Here is a 25993-nt window from a genome sequence, read left to right on the forward strand (position 1 = left end):
CTATCAATAGTCTTTTAATTTATCCCACCATGTTTTTTTCAGTATGGTTATGGTAACCACCAGTATGGCTACGGTAACTATGAGGGATGTTTTTTGTGCCAGTATCAGGTACATGGGCAATATGGTTAGGCAGCATTGTGTTATAGTGCCGATAACCACGTTGAACATATTCAGCTTAAAGTTTTTATTAGGCGCAAAGGATGGATCACTTTCCAGCACCATAGCCTTTACAGGTTCCCAGAAGCCCCATGGCCTCACCGTGGTATAAAACGACCGCAGCACGGCCACATCTGTTGGTGCTGTAGCATAAGAGCCGATAATTGAACCCGCCAGCGAAATAGCAAACAGCACCGGGAACCAGTACAACAGCTCAACAGACGGGATAATGAGCGAGAAGATCATAGCAGATAAGATCCCCGAAAGCATCCCATAAAAGAACCCGTTGGCGTTAAAGCGCCACCAATGCCATTTAAGCACATTACTCGCTATATAACCGCCGTAAAGCGCCGATACTATCCATTGCAGTACGCTGTTCACATCCTTTACAAAAAAGCCGAGGATTACCCCTACTGCTACCACAAAAACACCTACCAGATAATTGGCCGTAATGATTTTTTTGGTAGATGCCTTAGGATTAATGTATTTAAGGTAGATATCGTTCACGATATAAGCCTGTGCGGCGTTCATAGTGCCGCTGAAAGTGCTCATGAAAGCGCCCAGCAGACCGGCCAGCAATAAGCCGACTAAACCAACAGGTAAAAAGTTATTGATCACGGCCGGCAGAATGCGTTCAAAATCGATAGCACCATGGGCATCTTTCAAATCCATTTGGTGATAAAACAGCAGCCCCAATATGGTTAGGCTTACAATAAGCGAATAGCGGATAGGCAGCAATATGATATTTACAAAGCCGCTCATTTTGCTGGCCTCCTCGGGCGAACGTGTAGAGAGGATCTTTTGCATATCATAATTGGGTGCCGGCCCGGCCACTGCCGCAAAGAACCCCTTAAAGGTCATCATCATAAAAAACAAACCGAACAGTGAGTAACCATCTGCTTTGATCTTATTATTTACCTCGTCGATAATCCCTGTCCAGCTTAAGCCAAGGTTTTTACCAAAGAAGGGGCTATACCAGCCATCAGGCACATTGAGGTGATTCCCGTTAAGCTTATCGGCTGCTATAAAACCAATCCATATGCAGGCTGCTGTCATAACCCCGTATTTGATCATATCGCCAAGTACAATACTGTGCATGCCGCCTATGATAGAGTAAAACATAGCAAACAGCGTAAATATGATACCGTATACATGCGGCACATACTGAGGCGCAACGCTGAAAGGCACATAAGCTTTAACCAAATCCCAGGGAATAAATATTTCTATAAACTTGCCTAAACCAATAAATCCGTAAGCTAAAAAACCAAAACAGCTTAACAGCGCAAACGCGATAACCACTACATTTGAGCCTGTTACACCCGGCCCTGTTTTGCCAAAGCGTGTTGCCAGCCATTCGGCACCGGTAGCCGCGTTTGACCGGCGAAGCCAGCGCGACAGGTACATCATTAAAAACACCTGGTTAAATACGGGCCAAAGCCAGGGGATCCAGATGCTTTTCATGCCGTAGACAAAGCACAGGCTCACCATCCACATGGTGCCGCTGATGTCGAACATATCGGAGGCATCACTTAAACCCAACTTATACCAGGGTAAAGATTTGCCGCCAAGCATATAGCTTTCCTTGTTTTCGCGGGCTTTTTTACGGTACCATAAACCAATAAAAATGGTGCTTAACAGGTATAAAACTATAATAGCAACATCAAGCAGGTGTAACTTCATCTTGTCTGAACCGGAATTTTTTGAATTAAATAATTGTCAGAATATTAATCCTGGTTTAAAAATGGTCAAATACAATAAATTCGACGAATTCATAAATTCCAAAAATTCGAGTTCAGACACCTTAATTGGCCTTACCCAAAAATGAATTTATTATCAGCAATTTTATAATACTTTTTTAACCTTATATTTAACTTTATCAACCGGATGATATATTTTTAACCAACTACCCGGTCAAATAAATACCAGTTAAATAAATACTCGGTTCCCAGTGTAGGTTTCCCTGAATTCTTTGGGGATACACATCTTTTTGCGCTTAAAGATCCTGTTGAAATTTGAGATATTATTAAAACCGCATTTGTAAGCTATTTCGGCCACAGTAGTAGTTGAATCAATAAGCATCCTGGAGGCGTGACCAAGCCTGATCTCGTTTAAACTATCGATAAAGGTTTTACCGGTGCGTTTTTTTATAAACCTGCTAAACGAAGCTTCTGGCATATTGGCAATTTTGGCTACCTCAGCAAGTGTTATTTGCTTATTGTAGTTGAGGTTCATATGCTCAAATACCTTCTCGATACGACGACTATTGTAATAAAACTTTTCGTTGGTAAAGCTTGGATCCGACAGCATTTTCATGTTACGGGAGATAGACAGATCATGCAGGATAGATAATAGCTCCAACACTGAGTCGAACCCTGTTTTTTTATCCAACTGCGTTATCCTGTCCTTAAGCGCGTAGATAGTCTCCGCCGAAAAAGAAATCCCCCGTTGCGAGCGCTCTAACATGCTTTTTACAAAACTCAACTGATTGCGTTTCAGAAACTTTTCATCAAACAGATCTTTATGAAACTGAATGGTAACCTCAGTTATATCCTCGCTCTGGCATTGGTGCGTAAACCAGGCATGATATAAATTAGGACCAATCAGCGCCAGCTCCACTTCTTCAATTACCTCAATATGACCACCTACTACCCTTTTGGCGCCCTTGGCATTGATAATTAAGTTAAGCTCATACTCGTCATGATAATGAAGCGGAAAGTCGAATTTCTTTTTTACCCTCGAAAAAATAGTAAAACAATCACTTGGAGTTAGCGGAGTTATCTCTCGCATTACATTACTTGTCATCATAAAATCCCACTAAAATAAGTTTACTAATTGATGATACTAATTTAACACTTTTATACTTACAAAATGTCAATCACACAATTAAATATTAATTTTTTGTTACCGGATCGCTCATTATCGCCTTCACGGCAACATCATCAATCAAAAATGTACCCGTAGCATACCCCATCGCCATAAGCAATTTAAAACGCACGGCTCCGGCCGGGATTAAAGCCTCTTTCGAAGCCAGCTCCCAGGAGTGATCGCCGGTTAGTGTAACTATATTTATACCCTCGCCAACCTTTTTATCTGCTTTATCTAAAAACTCAACACTAAAAACCGCGCCATTCCAGTCATCCTTGCCTTTTACTACGTTGATGGTTTTAAGCCATGCGCTTACTTCCAGCTTACCAACCTTTTTAGGAATCACCACCAGCTGATCAATCCCCAACCAGTTTGCAGCATTAGTAGCGATGATAGCGCAACTGTTTTTCCCTGTTTTCACATCCCATGGAGTAAGTTTAACACCGCCATCATTCCAACCATACATTTCATCTTCAAAGCCACCGTTGGTAATCAAGTTCTTTTGAGCCTGCACTTTGCCCGCCGCCAGCAGCAATAGTAACATACAGGCTATTGAGCTATAAACTTTCATACTGTTAAATTTTGAAAACATGGGTCGCCGTTGCTTGCACGCCGGCGACCCGATAGAATTTAAATAAATCCAAGATCATCAACATAGAAAGTTGCTGGTGCCGCAACGCCTAATGTCTGGAAAGTAATTTCGGATATGGTTGATGGATTGCCTAAGCTGCTTAGCGGGATGGTAAAATCCGTATAAGCGCCTGGTACAATAGTAAGCGGTACAGCCTTATCATAACCGCCATTTACAACCAACTGCACCCTATCGCCGGTTTTGAAGTTGGCACCTCCATAAATTGATACTTTTATTGAGGTTAAGCCCGATGCTGCAACGTTTAAAGTAGCGCCACCATAACCCAACTGCAATGCGCCGTAGCCGTTATCAACATTAACTGCAATAGCATGTGTACCACGTTTTACATGGGCTGTGCTGGCATAGTCGCGGGTACTGCCGTATCCGTCATAGCCACCACCATTGCCGCCCCAATACAGCGTAAGGTCATCGCCATAAATCAAATACTTAAAGCCGAATGAAGCTGCAGACTTGGTTGTACCACCTGCTGTGGTTACATACACGTAAGCCTGAACAATACCCGCGGGCACTTTAACCTTTATTTCGGTAGCTGTTGGCGTGCCTACAATTTCGGCCGGGGTATCATCAAACTTAACGCTGATAACATCGTTGAACACGCTGCCGGTTATAGTCACAATATCGCCCGCGCCGGCTGCAAGTGGCGCAAATGTGGTAATTACCGGAGGTGGCTGCGCTATGCTAAAATCATAATCAACCTTACCTTGCGTGGTTACAACTGTAAGCTTGTTTGACTGGCTTGGTCCGAATGGCACATTTGAGCCTATGGTAACAATAATGGTTTTATCGCTTACCAGGGCAGGGTTAAAATAAACCTCGGTACCGTTAAAGTATACATGCGTGGTGTTCAGCAGGTTTTCGCCAATAATAGCATATTGGGTATTTAAACGACCCTGCGTTACTGTCGAATCAAACTTAACCAGCTTGATATCGTCATAAACGTTGGCCGAATCAAGGTTTACCGGGTGCGAAACATTTTTAATGGTATCTGTTTTACTGATATACCTTACCCTGGTAATTTTAGGTGCGCCGGTACCACCGGTACCCCTATCGTTATATTTACGGCACGAGGCCATACCAAATACCATCAAAACCGACAGCATCCAGTAATATGTTTTAGATTGTTGAAATATCTTTTTCATGGTTTGATTATTTAAATACATAAGGTACCGGTGCGTCTTTTAACTTAGGGTTTGATGCTACTTCGGTAGCCGGATACGCCAACCGGAAATTAGCATCCGTAACAGTCGAATTATATTCGTTACCGTAACGCTGCGGCGGTGTGCTGTTATCAGATGTTCCCCTATCCTGATTTTTGATAATGCTGATAGCTATCGGGTGCGAGGTTACGTTATACCCATCCAGGCGGCCCAGATCAAACCAAAAATCATTTTCAAAAGCAAACTCACGCCTTCTTTCGTCCAGGATATCATCACGATAAAGCTCTTTTGGCGTATTAGCCGGTGCGCCGGCCAGCTTAAGCGCCGGGTTTGGCAAATAATATCCGCGTTTGATAGTAGTAAGATTACCTAAACCGGCCCTGTTCCTGATTTTGTTGATGGCCGCCAAAGCTTCCGGATCACTGCTGGTTTTAGCACCGGCCATAATGGCTTCGGCCTTGATCAGGAAAACTTCGGCGTAACGCATCATGTAGGTATTGTTCGCGGCAGATTGCGCCGCGCCCAAACCTCCGTTATCTGCAGGGGTACCAACTACATATTTTTTAACCTGGGCATGCGTACCTTGTGAGTTCGCGTTATCGGGCAGGGTGTAACCTCCGGCAGCCTGGTTTATTTCGGGATAATGATCGCCAGGGAGCATAATGGTAGCTTTTCTGCGCAGATCGCCCGATTCATACATATCCTGCAGGTCGAATGTTGGCGCTAATACGCCGTAACCGTCGCCTGTACCGGTTATGATTGAATTGTACGCGAATGAGGCCTGTTGCGGATTACCCTTTCCGTACCCACCGGTTGCCGACCATTGCAATTGGATAATTGACTCTTCGTTGTTATTATTCGCGGTTAAGTACAAATCGGCAAAAGTCTTACCGGCAACATCAACACCGTATAGCTTAAACTCACCGCTGCTGATGACTTTATTGGCTTCGGCAAGCGAGTTTTGATAATCCTGCATATACAGGTAAACTTTGGCAAGCAATGCCGATGCTGATCCGCTTGAAACACGGCCGGATGATTTACCACTGCGTGGCCCCATCTTGGTCAGGTTATCCTCAGCAAATTTCAAATCGTTTACAATAAACTTGTATACATCGGGGATTGGGTTAGTATTGATCTGGTAGTTTGACACATAATCCAAACTGTTTTCGATGATAGGTACCGGCCCCCAGGTACGTACCAGGTGGAAATAAGCCAGGGCACGGAATAGGTGCGCTTCACCGAGGGCATTGTTAATTACTGCTTTATCAACGCCTGCCCCTACTTTTACGGGCAGGTTATTGATCAACGCATTGGCCTGGGCTACTACAATGTACAACGAGTTCCATGCGCCACCCAACTCAAAGTTAGCATCGGTAACCGAGAAGTTTTCAAAGTTCACCACATCCGATGAGTAGGTACGGCCATTGCCGCCCATCAGCTCGGTTATTGACCACCCGGCTTTACCGCACCAGCCAAACCAAACCGCGCTGTACAGATCATTAGTACTGGCAACCACCTGGTCGTTAGTTTTATAGTAGTTATCCAGTGTAATGGCACTTTGTGGCGGACGATTAAAGAAGTCCTTTTTACAGCTACTTGTAGTAACGCCTGTTACAACCGTTAGCCCTAATAAATATTTTATATATCTTTTCATATCAGGTTCATCCAAAAATTAAAATTCAGCGTTAAGTCCAAATGTGATGGTACGTGGCGAAGGATACCTGCCGATATCAACACCATTCAAAAACGCGTCCTGGTTTATTGATCCAATTTCCGGGTCGAGGCCTTTGTATGGGGTAAATACATACAGATTTTGACCGCTCACATAAACTTTAAGGCGGTTAAGCTTGATATGCCTGATCCACGATAAAGGCAGATTATAGCCGAGACTTACATTCTGCACCCGCAGAAATGATCCGCTTTCGATAAACCTGTCAGAATTTTTCAGGTTAGGATTATCACCACCGCGTGGTGCCGGGATATTTGAGTTAGCGTTTTGAGGTGTCCAGAAATTGGCTACTGAAGCCAGTTGATTTTGGTACAAGCCTGATAACCCACTGATAGAGTAGTTAAGCACATTAAAGATCTTAGCACCGTATGATCCGTTAAGGAAGAAAGACAAATCGAACGATTTATAACTGAACGAGTTGGTGATACCATAAGTAAACTTAGGGTTACCACTGCCTAAACTGGTTTGATCGGCCTCATCAATTTTGCCATCGTGGTTCAGGTCTTTATATTGAACGTCGCCAAGCCAGGTGCCTGCCGAATTATTAGCTACAGGGCGGCCAAACTGAATTGGCGCGTTACGTAATTGATCTGCAGTTTCGAAAATGCCCTGAACTTCGTAACCATAAAACTCACCCACCGGACCACCTGCTACTGTGCGGGTAACCGGCAATGAAAGGAAGCTTACGCCAACACTCCTATTAATGAACGGCACGCCATTAGCAAGCGACACCACCTTATTTTTATATTTCGAGAAGATGAGCGTAGTATTCCACCTGAAATTTGTTGTGGCAATATTCCTTGAATTGATAGTAAACTCAACACCACGATTATATAATTTACCACCATTAACATATGGCGGAGCAATTACGCCGGTGCCCGAGTACTCTGCACTTTGCCCCAGCAAGAATGCCGGTAACGAAGCCTGGAACAGGAAGTTTTTTGATGTTTTGTCGAAGTAATCAACACTGGCATCTATCCTGCCGAATAAAGAGAAATCGATACCGATATCGGTTTGAATTGCAGTTTCCCAGGTTAAGTTAGGATTAGCTACCTTATCAATAGTAAAACCTGTACCTAAACCGGTAGTTAACGAGTTTAAGGCCGAACCATACAGGTAATTTGGTACAGCCTGGTTACCAACCTGACCATAACCTACCCTCAGCTTCACGTTATCGGCAAAAGTTTTTATCCCCGAAAAGAAAGGCTCTTCAGACAACCGCCATGATACCGCGAACGACGGGAAATAACCCACCTGGTGTCCTTCGGCAAACTTGGATGATTTATCGCGGCGAATAGTAGCTGTGATGCTGTACCTGTTGTTGTACGTATAAATAGCCCGCGCAAACTGCGATTCGAGTGCCTGACCGTCTTTATACTCACCGTTGGTAGCGGTTTTGGCATCGCCAAGGTTCAATGTTTTAAGATCGTTTCCTAAAAAGTTCTGAACGCCGGCGTCAACACCACCCCAGGTTGATTCATTAACCTCATAACCCAGCAAGCCTACAACATTATGCTTTTTACCAAAAGTGTGATTGTAGTTTAAATACTCCTGCCAGCCCCAGTAAACAGTATTGGCAATGTATTCGTTAAGTTTCGCGGTTGGGTTAACAAACAGCGGCCCGTAGGTATACGATGGCTGGAAGATCTTGGCGTTTGACCAGTTAAAATCGCCGTTTACCTGGCTTCTTAATGACAGGTCGCGGGTAAATTTCATTTCGGCATAAACACCGCCATTAAAATTACTGCGTACCAGGTTATTGTAAATATCCAAGGCCTGTGCTACGGGATTGATTTGTCCGCCTTGCTGGTTAGCCTGTGGCAACGGACCAGAAAATGATCCATCCGCGTTACGTACGGACTGATCCGGAGCGCTTAACAAAGCACCATAGATAACCCCATTGTTATCGCCGATTGAAACATTTTGATTGGTGCGGCTGCCAGAAATAGTTGTACCAACTTTCAGCCAGTCCTTTACCTGCGAGTTAATGTTGGTGCGGATAGTGTAACGCGTAAAGTCGTTACCCAGAATGGTACCCAATTGCCTCAAATAACCACCCGAGATGTAATAATCTGTACCTTCCTTACCACCCGAAATAGAAACCTGGTGGCTTTGCATAGGCGCGTTCCTGAAAATCTCGTGCTGCCAGTTGGTACCGTTACCAAGCAAACTCGGATCGGCAAATTCACCACGTTTTTGAGTACCTATTACATCGGCCATGGCGTTTTGCAGCGTTGCATACTGCTGCAGGTTCATCATTTTTAAAAATTTGCCCTGCTCCTGGTAACCTACATAACCATCGTAATTAACACGGGCGCTACCATTTTTACCGCGTTTGGTAGTAATGATGATTACACCGTTGGATGCCCGGCTACCGTAAATCGCTGTCGCCGATGCGTCCTTCAACACGTCGATAGATTCGATATCGCTTGGATTGATAAGTGCAAGCGGACTTACCGCGTTCTCATCATTATTGGTAGTTAACTGAGGCGAACGGCCACTGGTTGATTTATTGGTAGCATCGCCCGAAATTGGCACACCATCAATTACATACAGCGGCTCGTTTGATAAACTTAAAGAAGTTACACCACGCACCCTAACCGAGGTTGAGCTGCCCGGCGCACCCGAGTTTTGGGTAATGGTTAAACCCGCTGCTTTACCCTGCAGTAACTGATCAATACTCGGCTGCGGAATGTTGGCAATATCTGCAGCTTTTACTGATGATATGGCACCATTAACGTCCTGCCGCCTTTGCGAGCCGTAACCGATAGCTACCACATTAACATCCGTAAGCGCCGTAGTGGTTGACTTAAGGGTGATGGTAAATGTGGTTTTACTACCTATGGCAACTTCCTGCTTTTCGGCACCAATGAAGGTAAAAACAAGCATTTTGGCGTTGGCCGGTAAGGTTAGGCGAAATTTACCGTCAACATCGGTAATAACAGTTGTCTTACTATCTTTAACAGCAACTGTAACGCCTGGCAGGGTAACGCCCTTTTCGTCTGAAACCGTTCCCTGCACCACCGTTCCCTGGTTTTGTGCCATCCCCCGGATGCACACAAACATAAAGGAGAACAGCAAGGCTATTCGTAGAATTTTTCCCATAATTGATTGTTAGTTAGTATTTGATTTTATTTAGATTTTCAGCGTTTATATATACAGACCGGAAATACCGCTCATCCCCTTGCCGATGCCCCGCGCACAGAAAATAATTCATCTGCGCCTCTGAAAGCATCTGTTCCACCATTCAACCCCGAGGGTTTATCCTGTCCTGTAAATTGGTTTGTTATCTTTTAGGCTTATATCAACCCTTGCCTCAGCAAATGTTTATGGTTAATATTTATCATAACGATGGTAAAATTATACGCAACCAACAGCCCGGTTGTGGATAAATGGGGGCACAAATGTCAACTTAAATCAAATCACTCATTATCAATTATTTAATATAAAATATTGATATAAAAAGGCACTAATAGTTACAAATGTGTACCTGTTAATATTACTTATGAAGACATTTGGATGCGATAATAGTATCACCAGGAGCGATTTATCAGGTGATAAAACAAGGTAATTTTGAAAATGGAAAGAATTGTAATTTTCGCCCGCTATGGTTCGGCTCCTACTCGCAGCCGTTGGGAGGACGAAAGTTTCCTGAAAAAACAAACAAAAACCATGTCATTGAGCGAAACGTGGCAATCTCGTAGCCAGTGCATGTCCGATCTGATATAGCTACGAGATTGCTTCGTCGTACATCTTCGCAATGACATAGTTTTTTTTAACCAACATTCCCAGAAACTTACCCATATTAAATGCTAAAGCTGGAAGCTTTAGCAATGCCACACCCGGGTTACACTATCGCTAAACCCGCGGCAGTATTTAAACCCACGGCAGTGAAAAAATCAGCGTAATCAACGTCATCAGAAAAATCAACGGTCACTCCTGGTTCATGGCTTCCAGGTACTTTGAGGGGATGCTGTTAAACTCAGCTTTAAAAGTGCGCACAAAATATTTCTGGCTTTTAAAGCCTACTTTATGACAGATTTGAGATATGGTAAGGTGACCGGTTTCAAGCAGCTGCGCAGCACGTTTAAGACGCATAGACCGCACAAGTTCATTTGGTGTTTTACCGGTCATTTGAAGGATTTTTTTATACAGGGTATACCGGCTTACAAACATCTCGCTGCTTAACTCCTCTACCGAGAAATTGGGGTTAGCGATATTGGCATCTATCAGCATCAAAACCTTTTTAATAAACAGCTCCTCCGGCGAATCAACCTGCAGTTCGGTTGGCGTAACGTCAACCTGTTTCTGATAGGTTTTACGCATTTTTTCCTGCTGGCTGAGTATATTTTTGATTTTTGAGTGCAGGATCTCGAAGTTGAAAGGCTTGGTCATGTAATCGGTAGCGCCGGTTTCCAGACCTTTAATCTGCTGCTCTTCCCCGGTTTGGGCAGTAAGTAATATCACCGGTATATGTGATGTACGCGAATCACCCTTAATTTTACGGCATAGGTCGATGCCATTCATCTCGGGCATGCTGATATCGCTTACTACCAGGTTAGGATGCTGGGCCAATGCCTTTTGCCAGCCTTTTTTGCCATTTTCGGCCTCAATGATATTAAAAGCATCTTTCAGGTTATCCTTAATATAAAACCTGAAATCTTCATTATCCTCTACCAGCAACACCGTCGGCTTTTTGATATCACGAGCTTCCTTTGGTTGAACGGTCTTTGTCAGATCGCTATCAGCGGTGAACTCCGTATCATGTTGCAGGTGATATTCTGTATCGGTAAACAATGCTTCGTCAACCTTTTGCAATGGCAGTATCACCGTAAAGCAACTCCCCTGGTTATGCTCACTCTCTACAAAGATTTCTCCCTGGTGTAGCTTTACAAACTCCTTGGTAATGGCAAGGCCTATCCCGCTGCCCTGGTTTAACATAGAACCCGGGATATCATGCTGAAAGAAGGGATCAAAGATTCGCTCTCGCTTTGCCGCCGGGATGCCTATACCTGTATCTACCACCCTGATATCCAGCAGATATCCTTCCTCTTCATCGCCCTGCTTCAGGCTAAGCAGCACACTTACTTGTCCGCCCTCATGCGTAAACTTATAAGCGTTTGAAAGCAGATTGAACAGGATCCGCTCAATTTTATCATGATCAAAGCTGGTAACAAACTCATCAACATCAGTATCAAAAACAAACCTGATATGCTTTTGATCGGCAATATCAGTGAACGACCACGACAATTCTTTAATAAAACTGATAATATTGCCCGATCGTTTATATAGTTTAAGTTCCTGGTATTCCATTTTCCTGAAATCCATTAGCTGATTAACCAAATTCAACAAACGTTTGGCATTCCGGGTGATCATGGTAAGCTGCCGCCGGGTTTCGGGATCGCTTACCTGTTTCAGGATCTTATCAACCGGGGCCATGATCAGCGATAACGGGGTACGGAATTCATGGCTTACATTGGTAAAGAATTTGATCTTCATCAGGTCGAGTTCATGCATACGCTGGGCCTCTTCACGTTCCTTTTCGATGGAAAACTGCTCCCTTAACTTTTTAATGCCCCTTTGCCTGAAATAAAACAGCGCGCCAATGCCCAGCAAAGCATAAAACACATAAGCCCAGGTAGTTTTCCAGAATGGAGGCAGGATCCGGATATGCAGCGCTATCTCCTTTCCGTTCCAGAACTCGTTATTGGTTGCCCGTACTTTAAAGGTATAGTTGCCAGGCTCGAGGTTGTAGGTGGCTTTACGAAGCTTGTTATCAACCGAGATCCAGCCATCGTAGAAACCCTCCATGGCATATTGCAGTTTTACCTTATCGGGATTGAAGAACGTAAGCGCCGCAAACTCAATCGAAAACACATTCTGATCATAATTAAGCACTATTTCCTTAAGCTGGGAAATAGATTCGGGCAATATTACTCGTCCGTTCACCTTTTCGCCTACGCCCAGACTTTTATCAAACAGTTGAAAATCGGTAAACAACAACGCCGAGCTACTTTTATTGAACTGCAGGGCCGAGGGTTTAAAAATATTAAAGCCGTTACCACCGCCAAAAATCAGTTCGCCTTCGCGGGTTTTTACCGATGAATTTTCGGCAAACTCGCGCCCCTGTAGCCCGTCGGCTTCGTTATAGTTTATAAAATGGAATCGCAGTTGAGGTTTACTCCTGTCAACCACAATATTTGACAATCCATTAGGCGTACTAACCCAGATATTATGACTTTCATCCTCCCTGATATCTATCGTAGTATTATCAGGCAGGCCGTCCTGTTTGGTAAGCGCCGTAAACTTTTTAGTGGCCGGATTAAAAATATTGAGCCCCTCACGTGTACTGATCCATATCAGCCCCCGGCTATCCTCTAAAATATTATTGGTATTGTTGTTTACGAGGCTATTGGGATCTTTATCGTCATGCAGGTAATGGGTAAACCTGTTCGTTTTTTGATTTAGCATATCAACACCATAGGCCGTTACCACCCATATGTTTTTTTGCCTGTCTTCAAGCAGGGCGCTTACGTAGTTTGAATGAATGGTATTTTTAGTGATGTCGCCATCAAATTTATAGCTGGTCACTACCTGCCGGCTCCGGTCAAGCTTATTTAAACCGGCAGACAGAGTACCTACCCAGAGGTTTTGGCCGCTATCTTCCATAATGGAGCAGATCCGGTTTTCAGAAATGCTGTTTGCAGCGCCGTCGATGTGCTTATAGTGTTTAAAGGTTTTGCCATCGTAGCAATCAAGCCCGCCGTAGTAAGTCCCAATCCATAGTTTTTGCTCATGATCGATGAACAGGCAAACTATCACATTGTTGGTGAGACTATTACTATCACCCACGTTATGCAGATATTGCTTAAAGCTGCCTGCTTTACGGTCCCAATAAATAAGTCCGCCGCCGTTTGTACCTATCCAGATATTACCCAGCTTATCCTCGGCAAAGTTGTTTACATCGCTGAAAGGCAGGCTATTTGGATCGCTCAGGTGATGAGTATACCCCGCGAATTTGATAATACTGGGATGATAATAGCTGAGCCCCCTTTTGTAGGTACCGCACCACATAATACCCGAATAATCGCGGTAAACACAGGTTACGCTGTTTTGTCCAACGGTTTTATAATCATCCTCGCGATTAAGCAGGTAGCTTAATTTAAAACTTTGCTTATCCAGCAGGTTTATACCGCCATGGTCTGTGGCTATCCACATCCTGTTTTGATCATCTTCTGCCAAATCAGATACCACATCAGTATTTAAGCCGGTACCTGCCGGGCCTTTGCCAATATGTTTAAATACGCCTTTTTGCATATTGAGGTAAAACACCCCAGATGAATAGCTTGGAACAAACACCCAAATATCATCCTGACTGTCGATATATATTTTGTATGATGAGCTCAAGCCGGGCGGTAACTCGCCCAGCGCTTTACGATAATTAACCTTGTAAGTAACCGGATCAAGCCTTTCCAAAACACCGGTGTTGGATACCAGCCAGATACCTTTTTTCGAATCGACTGAAAGATCAGTGACCATGTTGGTGAAAATGGATTTGTCATCATTATCCTTATGCACCAAATTGGTAAGCAGTTTTGTTTTAGGGTCATACTTGTACACCCCCTGATTTTTGTTGCGGTGCAAAAACCAGAAGTTCCCAAACCTGTCATTCTTAATAGCTGCGATATAAGGATCGTACAGCTTTATTTTGTACAGGAAATCTTTGTAATTACGGGTAAATTTTTCGGTAGCAGGATCATAGATGTTAAAGCCCGTCCGGGTTTCTATCCATAGTTTATTTTCAGGACCGGGATTTATGCTAACAATGTAATCGTCATCTAAAGTGGTAGTATCATTGCTGGCATGCTTAAAAGTTTTGATCTTGTAACCATCATATTTATTAAGCCCGGATAGGGTGCCAAACCACATAAAACCTTTATCATCCTTATAAACACAGTTAACCTGGTTATGCGATAATCCGCTATTAATATCAAGTCGTGAAAATTGAAATGAATTTGACTGCGCCCTCAATGATGCTGATAAACACAGCATAAAAAGGCAACATATCAAAATTTTACACTTCATTAACGATTTTTTAGGGGCTATACTACGCTATATAAATTTTAACTTTTAGGTTTGCAGGCAAATAAGTTTAAACATTTAACCCAAATGGTCAAAAGGATTTAATTAGCTGTAATTTAATCTGCCATTAACACTGTATTTGATAATTTGCCCGCTTAAAACCGGTGTGTTTTTTGGCCGGGGTTTTGCTACAGCATTTATAATTGGTTTATTATCAAATTTACTTTTTATACCGAGGTAAGATATAATACTTTTTTTACAATATTTAGTTTTAAATTAACAAAAACATTTAAAATCACCGTTAATAGCATCAAAATACAGCACTGATATATAATACTTTTATTTCATTTTACTTATCAAACAAAAGTTCTTAAAACGATTTAAAAAGTATTTCAATCAAATAAAACGATTATGGCAAACAAACTCCGGCCGGGTTTTGTAGAAGTAACCGTATATTAATACAAGTACCTATTGAATGGACAATACGCAAAGCATACCAAAGCACACAAACAAAAGATTAGCGAAGCTTAAACAAAGCCTGAGCGACTTTTTTTTGACGCTTTATAATATTAATAAATTTATTCTTCGCTTTTTTAGAGAGGCCTTTGTACCGCCTTTTGAACTTAAAGAAGTGGTACGCCAATGCTACGAGGTCGGTGTACGTTCATTTACACTGATATCTGTTACAGGCTTTATTGTTGGTGTGATTTTCACCAAGCAATCAAGGCCATCGCTATCGCAATTTGGAGCCGAATCATGGCTACCTTCGCTGGTATCTATTGCCATTATGCGCGCGCTTGCCCCATTGGTTACCGCGCTTATAGCCTCCGGAAAAGTAGGTTCAAGCATTGGCGCCGAGTTGGGTTCTATGAGGGTGACCGAGCAGATAGACGCCATGGAGGTATCGGGCACCAAACCTTTTAAATACCTTGTATGTACGCGCGTTTTGGCTACCACGCTTACCATTCCAATTTTATCAACATATACCGGCTTTGTAGCGTTGTTTGGCGGCTACTTAAACGTTACTCAAAACGAGGGCACCACCTGGACTACCTTTATACAGGAAGTTTTTGAACCATTAACTTTTACTGATTTTGTAGCATCGCTCATCAAATCAATTGTATTTGGCTTTACCATTGGTATTGTTGGATGCTACCAGGGTTACAACTCCAATAAGGGCACCGAGGGTGTGGGCAAAGCTGCAAATGGCGCGGTAATTACCGCCATGTTCCTGGTATTTATTGAAGAAGTTATTATTGTACAGATAACCGGCTGGTTCCGCTAATTAACTGAAATATGAAGAAAGTAGCAGTACAGGCAGATCAAAATAACCCGGTTATCAGCATAAGGGGCTTAAAAAAAGCTTTCCAGGATTATGCCGTACTTCGCGGTATAGATCTTGACCTTTACCAGGGTGAGAACCTTGTTGTACTTGGTCGCTCAGGTACCGGAAAATCGGTATTGATCAAGATCATATCGGGCCTGCTGAAGCCCGACGAAGGCATGGTAAAGGTATTTGGACAGGATATTGCCCATGTTACCGAGGATGATCTACAGAAACTCCGCATCAGGATAGGCTTTTCATTCCAGAATAGCGCCTTGTACGATAGTATGACCGTACGTAAAAACCTGGAGTTTCCGCTGGTACGTAATAAACGTAACCTCACCCGCGGAGAGATTAACACCGCGGTTGAAACTGTACTTGACGCGGTAGGCCTTTCGCAAACTATTAACCAGATGCCGTCTGAACTATCCGGCGGTCAGCGTAAGCGTATCGGTATTGCCCGTACACTGATATTGAATCCGGAGATCATGCTGTATGACGAGCCAACGGCCGGTCTTGACCCTATTACCTGTATCGAGATCAATGACCTCATTAACGAGGTACAACAGCGTTACAATACATCATCTATCATCATAACACACGACCTTACCTGCGCCAAACAAACCGGCGACAGGATTGCTATGCTCTTAGACGGGCAGTTTCAGCGTACCGGCACTTTCGAAGAAGTATTTAATACCACCGACAGCCGGGTGAAACCTTTTTACGACTACAACTTTATTGAATAACAACACTTAGATAAGATATATACCATTAATATGGATCCAGCAGAAAACAGAAAATCAATTATAGTAGGCATATTCCTGGCACTCGGCCTTATATTGTTCATATTGGGCGTATTTACCCTGGGTGGTCAGCAAAAAGCCTTTGTTAAAAATATAAAGCTAAGCGCCATATTTACCGATGTTGCCGGTTTAAAAAAAGGTAACGCTATCTGGTTTTCGGGCGTTAAAGTGGGCACCATCAGTGCTATCAAATTCATTGGCCCATCAAAGGTTGAGGTTAATATGAATGTTGACGAGGCAACCCAACAATACATCCGCCGTAACGCTATGGCCAAAATTGGATCGGACGGTTTAATAGGTAATAAACTCATCGTAATAGAAGGCGGCACTGCACAAGCCCCGGTAATTGAAGATGGCGATGTACTGCAATCAGAAAAAATGCTTTCGACCGATGATATGCTTAAAACCCTGCAGGATAACAACCAAAACCTGTTGGCCATCACCAACGATTTTAAATCATTAAGCCGCAATATACTACAAGGCAAAGGTACTGTAGGCGCATTATTAGCTGATAGTACTATGGCTATACAATTACGAGGTGCTATGCGTAACCTACAGGCCACCACCCAAAGCGCAGCTTTGATGGCAGTACAACTTGATCAGTTTAGCCGTAAAATGAATACAAAGGGTGGCCTTGCCGATAAAATGCTTACAGATACGGCTACTTTCGGCCAGATCAAACAAGCGGTAACACAGCTACAGCAAACTGCGGCAAATGCATCAACACTTACCAACAACCTTACCAAGGCAAGCAACAAGCTTAACAGTACTGATAATGCCCTTGGCGTTTTGCTAAATGATCCGAAAGCGGCAGTACAAACACAATCGGCCATTAATAACCTGCAAGCGGCATCTATCAAATTAAACGATGATCTTGAGGCAGCTCAACATAACTTTTTGCTGCGTGGCTTTTTCAAAAAACGTGATAAAGCAAAAGCTGATAGTTTGAAAGGGAAGCAATAAAGAGCCTGCTATTTTTTGAGTAGATCTTGCTTTCCTTACTGTTTTACAAAAAATGTCATTTCGACTGAGCAGAAGTGGGTAAAAGCATTGGGAGCGAAAGAGAAATCTTATACGCCCTAACGAACGAGTATTGTTGAGTTTACCGAATGTGTTAGATTTCTCACTCGTACCTCGTTCGAAATGACAAACTGTTTTTACTTGAATAGAGCGATACTTTCAGATCTCGCATTTGAAGTCTAAAAAACAAAATGCGTTCCGTATCTCACCCCGGAACGCAGTCTCGACAACATCTCACTGATATCGATCAACTAAATCAGGTAAATCTCACCCTGTATCTTACTATACACGCATATCGTGCCATTGTTTTAAATAATTAAAAATCAACTTATTAAACAAATCACAACTTCTTAAAATGTCCGATTACGCACATACATTGTCCAATATCGGATCATATAATTTTATTTACTCCGGGTATCTTCACCAGCACCGCCGATAATAGAAAACTACCGGCAACAGCCAGCGGACCAACAATCAACAATTTATAGCCCGGATCCATTGGCCAGCCTATAGCAATAACTGATAATGAGATGAGTACCAAAGGATGAAAAATATATACTCCAAATGCAGCCCGTGACATGCTTTTGCCCGTTGCTGATTGCCTCGCCCACCTGTGCTTTGCAATAATCAATAACGCATCCATAATAAACACACCTGTAAACTGTTCCCAGCAGGCATACATTAACGACTGCCAGTGCCCTTCTCCGCTCAAAGTAGCTATTGAACTATGGGTGATTTCCTTCACAAAATAAAGCGCAGGAAACATGATCAAAATCATGAAAGCTGCCAGCCAGGCAAATACCCGGCCTGTTTTTAGATTAAAGCTGCTGAGCCAGTTGCTTCGGGATGCCACTATCCCCATACAAAACATGGCCACATATTGTGGAAAATGCCCTAACTGGAAGCCTACAGGCTTGAGCACCCACCCTATCGGGAACACTATGCGTACAATATAGGAGGCTACCCCTAATCCACCGGCAAATAATATAATAGCAAAAGCTGATGGTGCTTTTTGAAGCTGTCTTTGAGGTTTTGTAATTGGATCAATCAGTACAAAAACCAAACTGAATAACAGTAATGCAGCCACAAACCAAAGCACTCCAAAATCTATCCAGCCGTCAAAACCACTCAGGTATTGGAAATAAGTGATTTGGTGACCATCCGCGAAGCGATAAACAATATAGCTCAACACCGGCGACAGGATAAACGAATAAAATAACAGCGGAATTCCTAAACGTTTTAACCTATCGGCAGTAAAACGCGCAGCACCTTTCTTTTCTAATGACGACGCTGTAAAATAGGCCGAAATAAAAAAGAAGAACCCCATGAAAAACGACTGATTAACAGCAACAAACAACGTCATGGGAATAAGTGCTGCGGTATGCGTGGTTTTATCTGCAAAGTACCAGCCTCCGGGCGCGCCATAAGTGATAAAAGCATGATGCAATACCACCAGGATAGTTAGCGCGATTTTTAAATTATCTATGTAAAGCAACTTTGGTATCGCCGAATATTTAATATTATTTTCAGCAGGTTGGATATTGTTTAACTGCATAGGCTTATTTTTCGATTAATAAGACAGTATAAACTTTTACATGTTACACCCAAATCAACGTTGTAGTAAATTATTACATAACCAGTTACAACATACAGGAGTGTAAAATACGATATCCTACTTCACAGATTTTGCACAATTTTATTTTAAATTTGTAACATAATTTTTATATATTTCGTTGAATACTAAAAATATATCACTTTAATTGACCCCTGATTTGAACTCGCAGCTATCAATATCTGCATCCATGGCCCAGAGCAAGTCGGTGGCCGTCCGAAACTTATATAACAGTTACGCTGCGAAGCTTTTGGGATATATTCATGAGGTAGTACAAGATAAACAGGTAGCAGAGCAATACTTGCAAGCCGTTTTTAATGATGTTCCAAACGAAATTGAGGAGCTTTCAAAAACCGGTGTAAATGCGCTTTGTCGCTTGCAGGTTATGGCGCGACAGAAACTGGCTGATTTTTTTGAAACCTTTGATAATGAAACAGACAGGCGGGCCTGGCAAAATATGTCATGGGTGAACAATAAACATATCGCATTGATGACACCACTGCAACAGCAGGTTTTTCTTGGTGTTTATTATCAATGCAAAACAACATCACATATTGCCAAAGAGCTCAATAATTCGGAAGAGCAAATAAGAAAAACGTTAAAAGAGTGTTTTACCATTATCAGAAACGAGCGAAACAATGAAAGAGTACATTGATAGTGGCATACTGGAGGTTTTTGTAATGGGCGCAGCTACCGACGAGGAAGTGAGGGAGCTGATGTACATGAAAGCGAAATACCCTGAAGTAGATGAAGCCCTGAAGCAATTGGAAACAGATATGGAGAGAATTGCCGGCAATATGGCCATTGCTCCTCCTCCGGGAATTTGGGATAAGATTGAAAACGAAATTGATGATCTTATTCGCCGGGATACCTACACAGCACAGCCTGTAAAATTCCGGACAGATCATGGACATAATGGCTATGAAAGAACAGTTCCGCCAGATCAGTTCATCTCCATTGAATCTGAATCAAACCACATGCGCCTGCATAAATCATGGCGCTGGGTATTTGCCGCAGTATTTGTATTAGGAAAGATCTTCTTAGGCTTCGCGATATATTTTTACCTCGAAAACCGCCAAACTCAACAACAATTGCAGGAATTAAAAACGGAGATCAGGGAGTTGAAAAAGAAATAGAGACCAGAGATTAGATTTCCGTCACTTTGCTTAAATATTGAAGGCATCCATAAGGGTGCCTTTTTTTATTACCTATTAACGCTAACTTTAACTTATGGAAAACGATTATATAACCAGCGTAAAAAAGCAATTCGCCTATTACAAATCACTGGGCGAAAAAACGTTTGAACAACTTACCGACGAGCAATTGAGCTGGCAGTACAACCCTGAGTCGAACAGTATTGCCATGATCGTGAACCACCTGTCGGGCAACATGATTTCCCGTTGGACGGATATTTTCACCACCGACGGAGAAAAACCAACCCGTAACCGCGATGCCGAATTTGCAACCGGTACTCCTACCCGGGAGGTTATTTTAGATGCCTGGAACCAGGGCTGGAAATGCCTGTTTGATACACTCGACGCGCTAACTATTAATGATCTCGAGAGGATTATCTATATCCGTAACCAGGGGCATACCGTTATGGAAGCCATTAACCGCCAGTTAGCGCACTACCCCTACCACGTTGGGCAGATCGTTTTTTTAGGGAAAATGCTCTGCAACGAAAACTGGCATTCGTTATCAATACCCAGAGGCCAATCTGAAAATTATAACGCCGATAAATTTGCCCAGGAAAAACGGAAGGTGCATTTTACGGATGAGAAGTAACAGCTAAAAATTGTCATTTCGAAACGAGGAACGAGTGAGAAATCTTATACGATAAGCCATTCCAACAAGCATGGCTGCCTACCAAGGCGTATAAGATTTCTCCTCGCCTTTCTTTTTACCCCACGCTTCGCTCGTCGGAAATGACAACGCCTGTTACCATAAAACACAAAAGGCATCCCCTCGCGGAATGCCTTTGCTCAATTGATCGGTTTAGGTTAAAAGCCTCGTCAATTTATCAGCACGGTTAGCTCGTGAAACCAGATGCTATCGCAGCCGCTAATCCCCGAATCTCCAACCCCTGATGTCTTTAAATAAGGTTTAGGTATAAAGAACGCGTTATCTTGATTTGGAGATGGCTACTACGCGCCAATCTCCAACTTCTGATTTCTCTTCAACAAAAGGTTTAGGATTTGAAATTATATGTACTCTCCCTTAAAAATCTCCAATCACAAACCTTAGCCATGATGCATAATTTGTAAGGATTACATAATCCAATCACAATTTTTATGCAACAGGATCTTTCAATTATTCGCCTTTAGTGGTGGCGTCGCTTTTGCCCTGGTTTTCGATCTGCAATTTTTTCAGCATTTCTGTGCCTATAAGGGCATCTATCATGCCGCCGCTACCGCCGTCTTTACCACTTACCAGTATTTCAGGTACCAACCTGATGCCCGCGGCAGCCAAAGCCTCGGCCACACGCACTATGGCATATTGTTCGGTACCCATGGCTTCGGTTTTTTGTTTGGTAACCTCTGCTTCTGATAAACCTATGGCTTTGATTTTAGCACCTTCGGCCAAACCGTTAACCTCTGTAGCATTAGCATCAGCCTTGGCGTTAACAGTTTTAGCTTCGGCATCAGCCTTTGCTATGGTGATCCTTACTTCGGCATCAGCTTTAGCGTTGATGGTTTTAGCTTCGGCCTCACCTTTTGAGGCGGCAACCCTTGAAGCGGCCATCTGGGTATTGATCTCAACCTGGCGGGTTGATTTTACTACCTCTGGCTGCATATCGGCACCGGCACGGGCGCTTTCAAATTCCTTACGTTCAATTTGCGCATGGCGCTGGATCTCGTAAGTAACCTTTTCCTCTTCGGCCAACTTACGGTCGGTAAGGGTTTTCATTAGCGCTGCAGGTGGCACTATGTCACCTATCAGGGTATCTACACCAATTACGTTATAGGTTTCCAGCACACGACCAATGTGTTCGCGGGCATCTGTTTGCCTTTGGATACGGTTGGCCAGGAAGCCGATCACATCACTTTTTTGGGCCGAGTTACGGAAATAGTTGGCAATGGTTGGTTCCAACACCTGCGATACCAGGTTTTTCATTTTACCAAACCTTGCAATCACTTTTGGTGCTTCGTTACGTGGCACGTGGATAATTTGTGACACATCAAGGTTGAAGGTAAAACCATCGCTTGACCTTACGGTAATGGTACAAAGGTTTTTATCCAACTCGTGCGATTCGGTACGGCTATCGGCCCAGTTCAATACGATATTGGTTGTTGGTACAATCTCAACCGCGTGGGTGTAAATATTAACCGGGTGCTTACCAGGGTCAAGCGGCTCATCCCAAACACCTTTTTCGTTGCGTTTAACAATATTACCGTGCTTAAAATTATCGCCGCTGGTATCCTTACCTTCCGGACCAACGAATGAGTTCACAACGCCCACGTAACCAATAGGTATGTAGATCATATCTACCTGTTCAACACTCACAAACCATGGATTAAGGTAATAGGTACCGGCCAGTATCACATCCTCCTGCAAACCTTTTCGGCCTCCCGCATTAATGAAAGCTATAGGATCCTGGTAGTTTTTATGCCCATGTACCGATTCGCCGGCTATTTCACCTTTATTCAGCGGCTCACCATCAAGGGTAGTAATAATACCCACTTTGTTTTCATGGATCTGGGTGATAGGCACCATCTCGATTTCAAACAAAAAGGCATTGATACGGTAGCTACCCGGGGTAAGAAAAGCTGCCTGCGGCCCTTTCTGACCATTATTATCCAAAAAGGCTATAGCATCCTGAAACTTATCGCACTCAACCGGCTTACCCAGCACACGGCCGGTATCAAACGGTGCACCGTCTTTAGCTTTCACCAGGCCCAGTTTACCCTGCTCAATGATGGTAAAGGGTTGCATTACTATGGTATACTGCCATGGCCACATCTTCCAGTAAAGGCCCGGGGCAAGCGCTTTGGCCTGCATACCGGCTTCCCCTTGTGTAGCAATGATACGGCCATCTGGCAATCGGCTGTTACCTGTTAAGGCAAACTTTTTGATCACCAAACCAATACGGTCGTCAGGAACGATGACCATGCCGCAAAATACGCGCAAAACAAATTTGTACATCAGCACTAACACTATGACAGGTATAACCCACCACAGACTAACAATTAGATTGTCCATTTTTTTAAAGATTGTTTTTGATTTTTTTTAACGGAACCCTTAAGGTGCGGGCCCTCACAATACTTATAGCTTACCTGGAAGAGTACCTTGGCTATATAGTGTCATTAAGACAGTTGCAATTATGCTTTGTTACGAAAAAAATTAAAAATATTTTTCGGGGCACATCAAATCCATGTAATTATTTGATACACAGAAAGTAAATTTTAGATCATTTTTTGTAAAAACATTTAACAATACCCGTAGTTAAACAAATACAGGTTGTTTAATATAAACTTAACTTATAAAGCCATGAACACCGCCGATGACATCAAAAAAGAAGGTAGCAAGGCAGATACTACTAAAACCGGGGCTCAAAAATCTAAAGAGCTCAAAACTGAAGGCCCATTGAGTGAAAAAGACGAAGTGAAACAAGCCGAAGAACGCGCAAGAAAAAGAGTTAAGAATAAATAGTATAAAGTCGATAGTTCTGAGCCGGGAGTCACAAGCCTGGTTTTTCACTTCCTGATATATGAACCATGCGGCTTTTGAAAGAGTAAATTTCAATCTCACTCTCTTGGTTTATGCTTCCAATTTTAAAAGCAATTGTATAGTTTTATCCAAACATTTTCTGTTATGATAAAACAAGGCTTTTTATTGTTTGCGGCCATAGTGTTATTCCTGACATCATGCAAACCAACAGTTTCGGTTACTACACTTACCGGCAAATGGAAGTACGTAAAAATTGAACATCCAAATGCCAGTCCGCCGGATACTGTGAAGAAAGCCGAGTTAGACGAAAACGTGCCCTATATCCAGTTTACTCCCGAAATGAAGTTCCTGATAGTTTGGGGCGGCAAATTCCTTTCGCACGGAACATTTACCCTTGATGGCAGCAACATGAATGTAACCGAGAAACTACCCGATGGGAAAACCCGAAACTTTGTTTTTACAATATCTGAATTAACCGAAAACAAAATAGTGTTTGAAAGTACCGGCCCTGAAGGATCAAAAGTTACAGCGTTAAGGGCAAGCAAGTTTTAAGCGAAAGCAGGGAGTCAACATACATGGCGTAAATTCTGCAAACGCTGCCACAAGGCACAGCCTTGCGGCAGCGTTTGCAAGTAATTTTTAATTCATGTGTATCCTGTAATCAAGAAAATCAAGGTTCCTAATGCGCAACCATAACATCACCACTGGCTTCAACTTTGTGTTTGATAAACCGTTTGCCTATAAACACAATTAAAAGCGCCAATATTGATGAGCAAATCATAACAGCCGCCATAGGCAGCGAGCTATGTTGTTTTATTACCGAGATACCAATAGATGACAGCGCCCCAACAGCCATCTGCGAAGCACCTAATATTGCCGAAGCCGAACCGGCATTTTTTGTGAACGGAGCAAGTGATAACGCGGAAGTATTTGGTGCGGCTATACCTATACAGCATAACACGCCGAATATCATAGCGATAGTGCCAGCTATCCCAAACCAGTGATTTAATGAGCCTATAAAAAACACAGCTGAGATTATTACCATTAAAATCAGTGCTGCGCCAATCATTTGTTCGCTTTTGTATTTTTTAATCAGCACGCTGTTTAGCTGACTTGAGCCGATAAAACCAACCGAAAGCCCGGCGAAGATCCATCCAAACTGAGTTCCGCTCACTTTAAAACCATCGATAAACACAATAGGCGATGCCGAAACGTAGGCAAACAGCCCGGCAAACGCGAACGCCCCACCTATGGCATACGTTACAAACTGTGCATCTTTTAAAACAGTTATAAAATGCCCTATTATCGGCCCGGGCTTTAAGGAATACGAAGGGTCAGGCTGATAGCTTTCGGGGAGCCAGAATATTACTGATACCAATATCAACACGGCTATAATGGTTAGCACCAGGAAAATGATTTGCCATTCAAAAGCGGCGGCAATATAACTGCCAGCCGTAGGGGCCAACATGGGCGATGCGCCAAGTACCAGTATCAGCAATGAAAATACTTTGGCATTATCCTCAACGGGAAACAGATCGCGCACCATAGCCATGGCTGCCACACTTGCCGCACAGCTGCCTACCGCCTGAAAAAAGCGAAGCACAATAAGCATTTCAAGCGATGTTGAGAAGAAACACCCCATCGATGATACGATATAGAGGCCAAGCCCCCAGTACAATGGATTTTTGCGACCAAACCTATCGAGCAAAGGTCCGTAAAGCAATTGCCCGGCAGCTATGCCAACGAAATAACTTGATAACGATAGCGCTACCTCATCAGTACTGGTATGCATATATTTAGCAATAGCCGTGAACCCCGGCAGGTACATATCGATAGAAAAAGGCCCAAGGGCTGTGAGCGATCCTAATATCAGGATCAGCACAGTATATTTTTGTTTGGTCATGCGTGTTTGGTTCATGGTTGAT

Annotated in this window: 18 protein-coding genes; 8 read left to right on the plus strand and 10 right to left on the minus strand. The window is 43.1% G+C overall.

All coding sequences use genetic code 11. From position 1 onward, the window contains the following. Positions 1–3: 3 nt before the first annotated feature. The 7 genes from DEO27_RS16595 to DEO27_RS16625 all read right to left on the minus strand — a co-directional run bounded on the left by DEO27_RS16595 (position 4) and on the right by DEO27_RS16625 (position 14611). Positions 4–1836 (minus strand): sodium:solute symporter family protein, encoded by a 1833-nt coding sequence (locus DEO27_RS16595; RefSeq protein ID WP_112567894.1) that lies wholly within the window; start codon positions 1834–1836, stop codon positions 4–6. Positions 1837–2082: 246 nt separating this feature from the next. Next, the gene (locus DEO27_RS16600; protein ID WP_223817970.1) at positions 2083–2961 is read right to left on the minus strand and encodes an AraC family transcriptional regulator; all 879 of its coding nucleotides are present in this window, start codon (positions 2959–2961) and stop codon (positions 2083–2085) included. An 85-nt stretch (positions 2962–3046) separates the two neighbouring features. After that, on the minus strand, positions 3047–3592 hold the full coding sequence (locus DEO27_RS16605) for a hypothetical protein (RefSeq protein WP_146749971.1): 546 nt from the start codon (positions 3590–3592) through the stop codon (positions 3047–3049). A 59-nt stretch (positions 3593–3651) separates the two neighbouring features. After that, positions 3652–4812, minus strand: coding sequence for an IPT/TIG domain-containing protein (locus DEO27_RS16610; protein WP_162996800.1), 1161 nt, complete (start codon positions 4810–4812; stop codon positions 3652–3654). A 7-nt stretch (positions 4813–4819) separates the two neighbouring features. Then, positions 4820–6484 carry a RagB/SusD family nutrient uptake outer membrane protein gene (locus tag DEO27_RS16615; protein ID WP_112567886.1) on the minus strand — a complete coding sequence of 555 codons (1665 nt, stop codon included), beginning with the start codon at positions 6482–6484 and terminating at the stop codon, positions 4820–4822. 18 nt (positions 6485–6502) lie between these two features. After that, positions 6503–9664: a SusC/RagA family TonB-linked outer membrane protein gene (locus DEO27_RS16620; protein ID WP_112567884.1), complete on the minus strand. Its 3162-nt coding sequence runs from the start codon at positions 9662–9664 to the stop codon at positions 6503–6505. A gap of 828 nt (positions 9665–10492) precedes the next feature. Continuing rightward, entirely contained in the window at positions 10493–14611 is a 4119-nt protein-coding gene (locus tag DEO27_RS16625) for a hybrid sensor histidine kinase/response regulator transcription factor (RefSeq protein WP_223817971.1), read from the minus strand. 505 nt (positions 14612–15116) lie between these two features. Here DEO27_RS16625 and DEO27_RS16630 point away from each other — a divergent pair. The 3 genes from DEO27_RS16630 to DEO27_RS16640 are packed head-to-tail and all read left to right on the plus strand — an operon-like array spanning position 15117 to position 17731. Further along, positions 15117–15926, plus strand: a complete 810-nt coding sequence (locus DEO27_RS16630; protein ID WP_112567880.1) for an MlaE family ABC transporter permease — start codon at positions 15117–15119, stop codon at positions 15924–15926. Between the two features lie 11 nt (positions 15927–15937). Then, entirely contained in the window at positions 15938–16711 is a 774-nt protein-coding gene (locus tag DEO27_RS16635) for an ABC transporter ATP-binding protein (RefSeq protein WP_112567878.1), read from the plus strand. Positions 16712–16741: 30 nt separating this feature from the next. After that, entirely contained in the window at positions 16742–17731 is a 990-nt protein-coding gene (locus DEO27_RS16640; protein ID WP_112567876.1) for an MlaD family protein, read from the plus strand. Between the two features lie 448 nt (positions 17732–18179). Here the strand turns inward: DEO27_RS16640 and DEO27_RS16645 are convergent, their stop codons facing one another. Then, entirely contained in the window at positions 18180–19343 is a 1164-nt protein-coding gene (locus tag DEO27_RS16645) for an acyltransferase family protein (protein WP_112567874.1), read from the minus strand. Between the two features lie 247 nt (positions 19344–19590). On the opposite strand from DEO27_RS16645, the gene DEO27_RS16650 reads away from it, so the two are divergent. The 3 genes from DEO27_RS16650 to DEO27_RS16660 all read left to right on the plus strand — a co-directional run bounded on the left by DEO27_RS16650 (position 19591) and on the right by DEO27_RS16660 (position 21185). Beyond that, a complete protein-coding gene (locus DEO27_RS16650; protein WP_112567872.1) occupies positions 19591–20055 on the plus strand; it encodes a hypothetical protein in 465 nt (154 codons plus the stop codon). Beyond that, a complete protein-coding gene (locus tag DEO27_RS16655; RefSeq protein WP_112567870.1) occupies positions 20039–20536 on the plus strand; it encodes a hypothetical protein in 498 nt (165 codons plus the stop codon). Before DEO27_RS16650 ends, DEO27_RS16655 begins: the two co-directional genes overlap by 17 nt. 94 nt (positions 20537–20630) lie before the next feature. After that, positions 20631–21185, plus strand: coding sequence for a DUF1572 family protein (locus tag DEO27_RS16660; RefSeq protein ID WP_112567868.1), 555 nt, complete (start codon positions 20631–20633; stop codon positions 21183–21185). 525 nt (positions 21186–21710) lie between these two features. Here the strand turns inward: DEO27_RS16660 and DEO27_RS16665 are convergent. Continuing rightward, complete coding sequence (locus DEO27_RS16665) at positions 21711–23600, minus strand: SPFH domain-containing protein (RefSeq protein ID WP_112567866.1); 1890 nt, start codon at positions 23598–23600, stop codon at positions 21711–21713. 288 nt (positions 23601–23888) lie between these two features. On the opposite strand from DEO27_RS16665, the gene DEO27_RS31485 reads away from it, so the two are divergent. Together DEO27_RS31485 and DEO27_RS16670 are read left to right on the plus strand one after the other, a co-directional pair. Beyond that, on the plus strand, positions 23889–24050 hold the full coding sequence (locus DEO27_RS31485) for a hypothetical protein (RefSeq protein ID WP_190295110.1): 162 nt from the start codon (positions 23889–23891) through the stop codon (positions 24048–24050). A 162-nt stretch (positions 24051–24212) separates the two neighbouring features. Next, positions 24213–24620: a lipocalin family protein gene (locus DEO27_RS16670; protein ID WP_112567862.1), complete on the plus strand. Its 408-nt coding sequence runs from the start codon at positions 24213–24215 to the stop codon at positions 24618–24620. A 127-nt stretch (positions 24621–24747) separates the two neighbouring features. Here the strand turns inward: DEO27_RS16670 and DEO27_RS16675 are convergent, their stop codons facing one another. Further along, on the minus strand, positions 24748–25986 hold the full coding sequence (locus DEO27_RS16675) for a multidrug effflux MFS transporter (protein WP_223817972.1): 1239 nt from the start codon (positions 25984–25986) through the stop codon (positions 24748–24750). Positions 25987–25993 lie beyond the last annotated feature (7 nt).

Source organism: Mucilaginibacter rubeus (genome assembly GCF_003286415.2).
Lineage (GTDB): Bacteria > Bacteroidota > Bacteroidia > Sphingobacteriales > Sphingobacteriaceae > Mucilaginibacter > Mucilaginibacter rubeus_A.

What these genes read in the sequence shown, in the direction of transcription:
- DEO27_RS16600 (WP_223817970.1), bottom strand. Translation starts at nt 2,961, where the DNA reads ATGATGACAAGTAATGTAATGCGAGAGATAACTCCGCTAACTCCAAGT.
- DEO27_RS16640 (WP_112567876.1), top strand. Translation starts at nt 16,742, where the DNA reads ATGGATCCAGCAGAAAACAGAAAATCAATTATAGTAGGCATATTCCTG.
- DEO27_RS16675 (WP_223817972.1), bottom strand. Translation starts at nt 25,986, where the DNA reads ATGAACCAAACACGCATGACCAAACAAAAATATACTGTGCTGATCCTG.
- DEO27_RS16670 (WP_112567862.1), top strand. Translation starts at nt 24,213, where the DNA reads ATGATAAAACAAGGCTTTTTATTGTTTGCGGCCATAGTGTTATTCCTG.
- DEO27_RS16635 (WP_112567878.1), top strand. Translation starts at nt 15,938, where the DNA reads ATGAAGAAAGTAGCAGTACAGGCAGATCAAAATAACCCGGTTATCAGC.
- DEO27_RS16655 (WP_112567870.1), top strand. Translation starts at nt 20,039, where the DNA reads ATGAAAGAGTACATTGATAGTGGCATACTGGAGGTTTTTGTAATGGGC.
- DEO27_RS16645 (WP_112567874.1), bottom strand. Translation starts at nt 19,343, where the DNA reads ATGCAGTTAAACAATATCCAACCTGCTGAAAATAATATTAAATATTCG.
- DEO27_RS16665 (WP_112567866.1), bottom strand. Translation starts at nt 23,600, where the DNA reads ATGGACAATCTAATTGTTAGTCTGTGGTGGGTTATACCTGTCATAGTG.
- DEO27_RS31485 (WP_190295110.1), top strand. Translation starts at nt 23,889, where the DNA reads ATGAACACCGCCGATGACATCAAAAAAGAAGGTAGCAAGGCAGATACT.
- DEO27_RS16630 (WP_112567880.1), top strand. Translation starts at nt 15,117, where the DNA reads ATGGACAATACGCAAAGCATACCAAAGCACACAAACAAAAGATTAGCG.
- DEO27_RS16610 (WP_162996800.1), bottom strand. Translation starts at nt 4,812, where the DNA reads ATGAAAAAGATATTTCAACAATCTAAAACATATTACTGGATGCTGTCG.
- DEO27_RS16605 (WP_146749971.1), bottom strand. Translation starts at nt 3,592, where the DNA reads ATGAAAGTTTATAGCTCAATAGCCTGTATGTTACTATTGCTGCTGGCG.
- DEO27_RS16620 (WP_112567884.1), bottom strand. Translation starts at nt 9,664, where the DNA reads ATGGGAAAAATTCTACGAATAGCCTTGCTGTTCTCCTTTATGTTTGTG.
- DEO27_RS16660 (WP_112567868.1), top strand. Translation starts at nt 20,631, where the DNA reads ATGGAAAACGATTATATAACCAGCGTAAAAAAGCAATTCGCCTATTAC.
- DEO27_RS16650 (WP_112567872.1), top strand. Translation starts at nt 19,591, where the DNA reads ATGGCCCAGAGCAAGTCGGTGGCCGTCCGAAACTTATATAACAGTTAC.
- DEO27_RS16625 (WP_223817971.1), bottom strand. Translation starts at nt 14,611, where the DNA reads ATGCTGTGTTTATCAGCATCATTGAGGGCGCAGTCAAATTCATTTCAA.
- DEO27_RS16595 (WP_112567894.1), bottom strand. Translation starts at nt 1,836, where the DNA reads ATGAAGTTACACCTGCTTGATGTTGCTATTATAGTTTTATACCTGTTA.
- DEO27_RS16615 (WP_112567886.1), bottom strand. Translation starts at nt 6,484, where the DNA reads ATGAAAAGATATATAAAATATTTATTAGGGCTAACGGTTGTAACAGGC.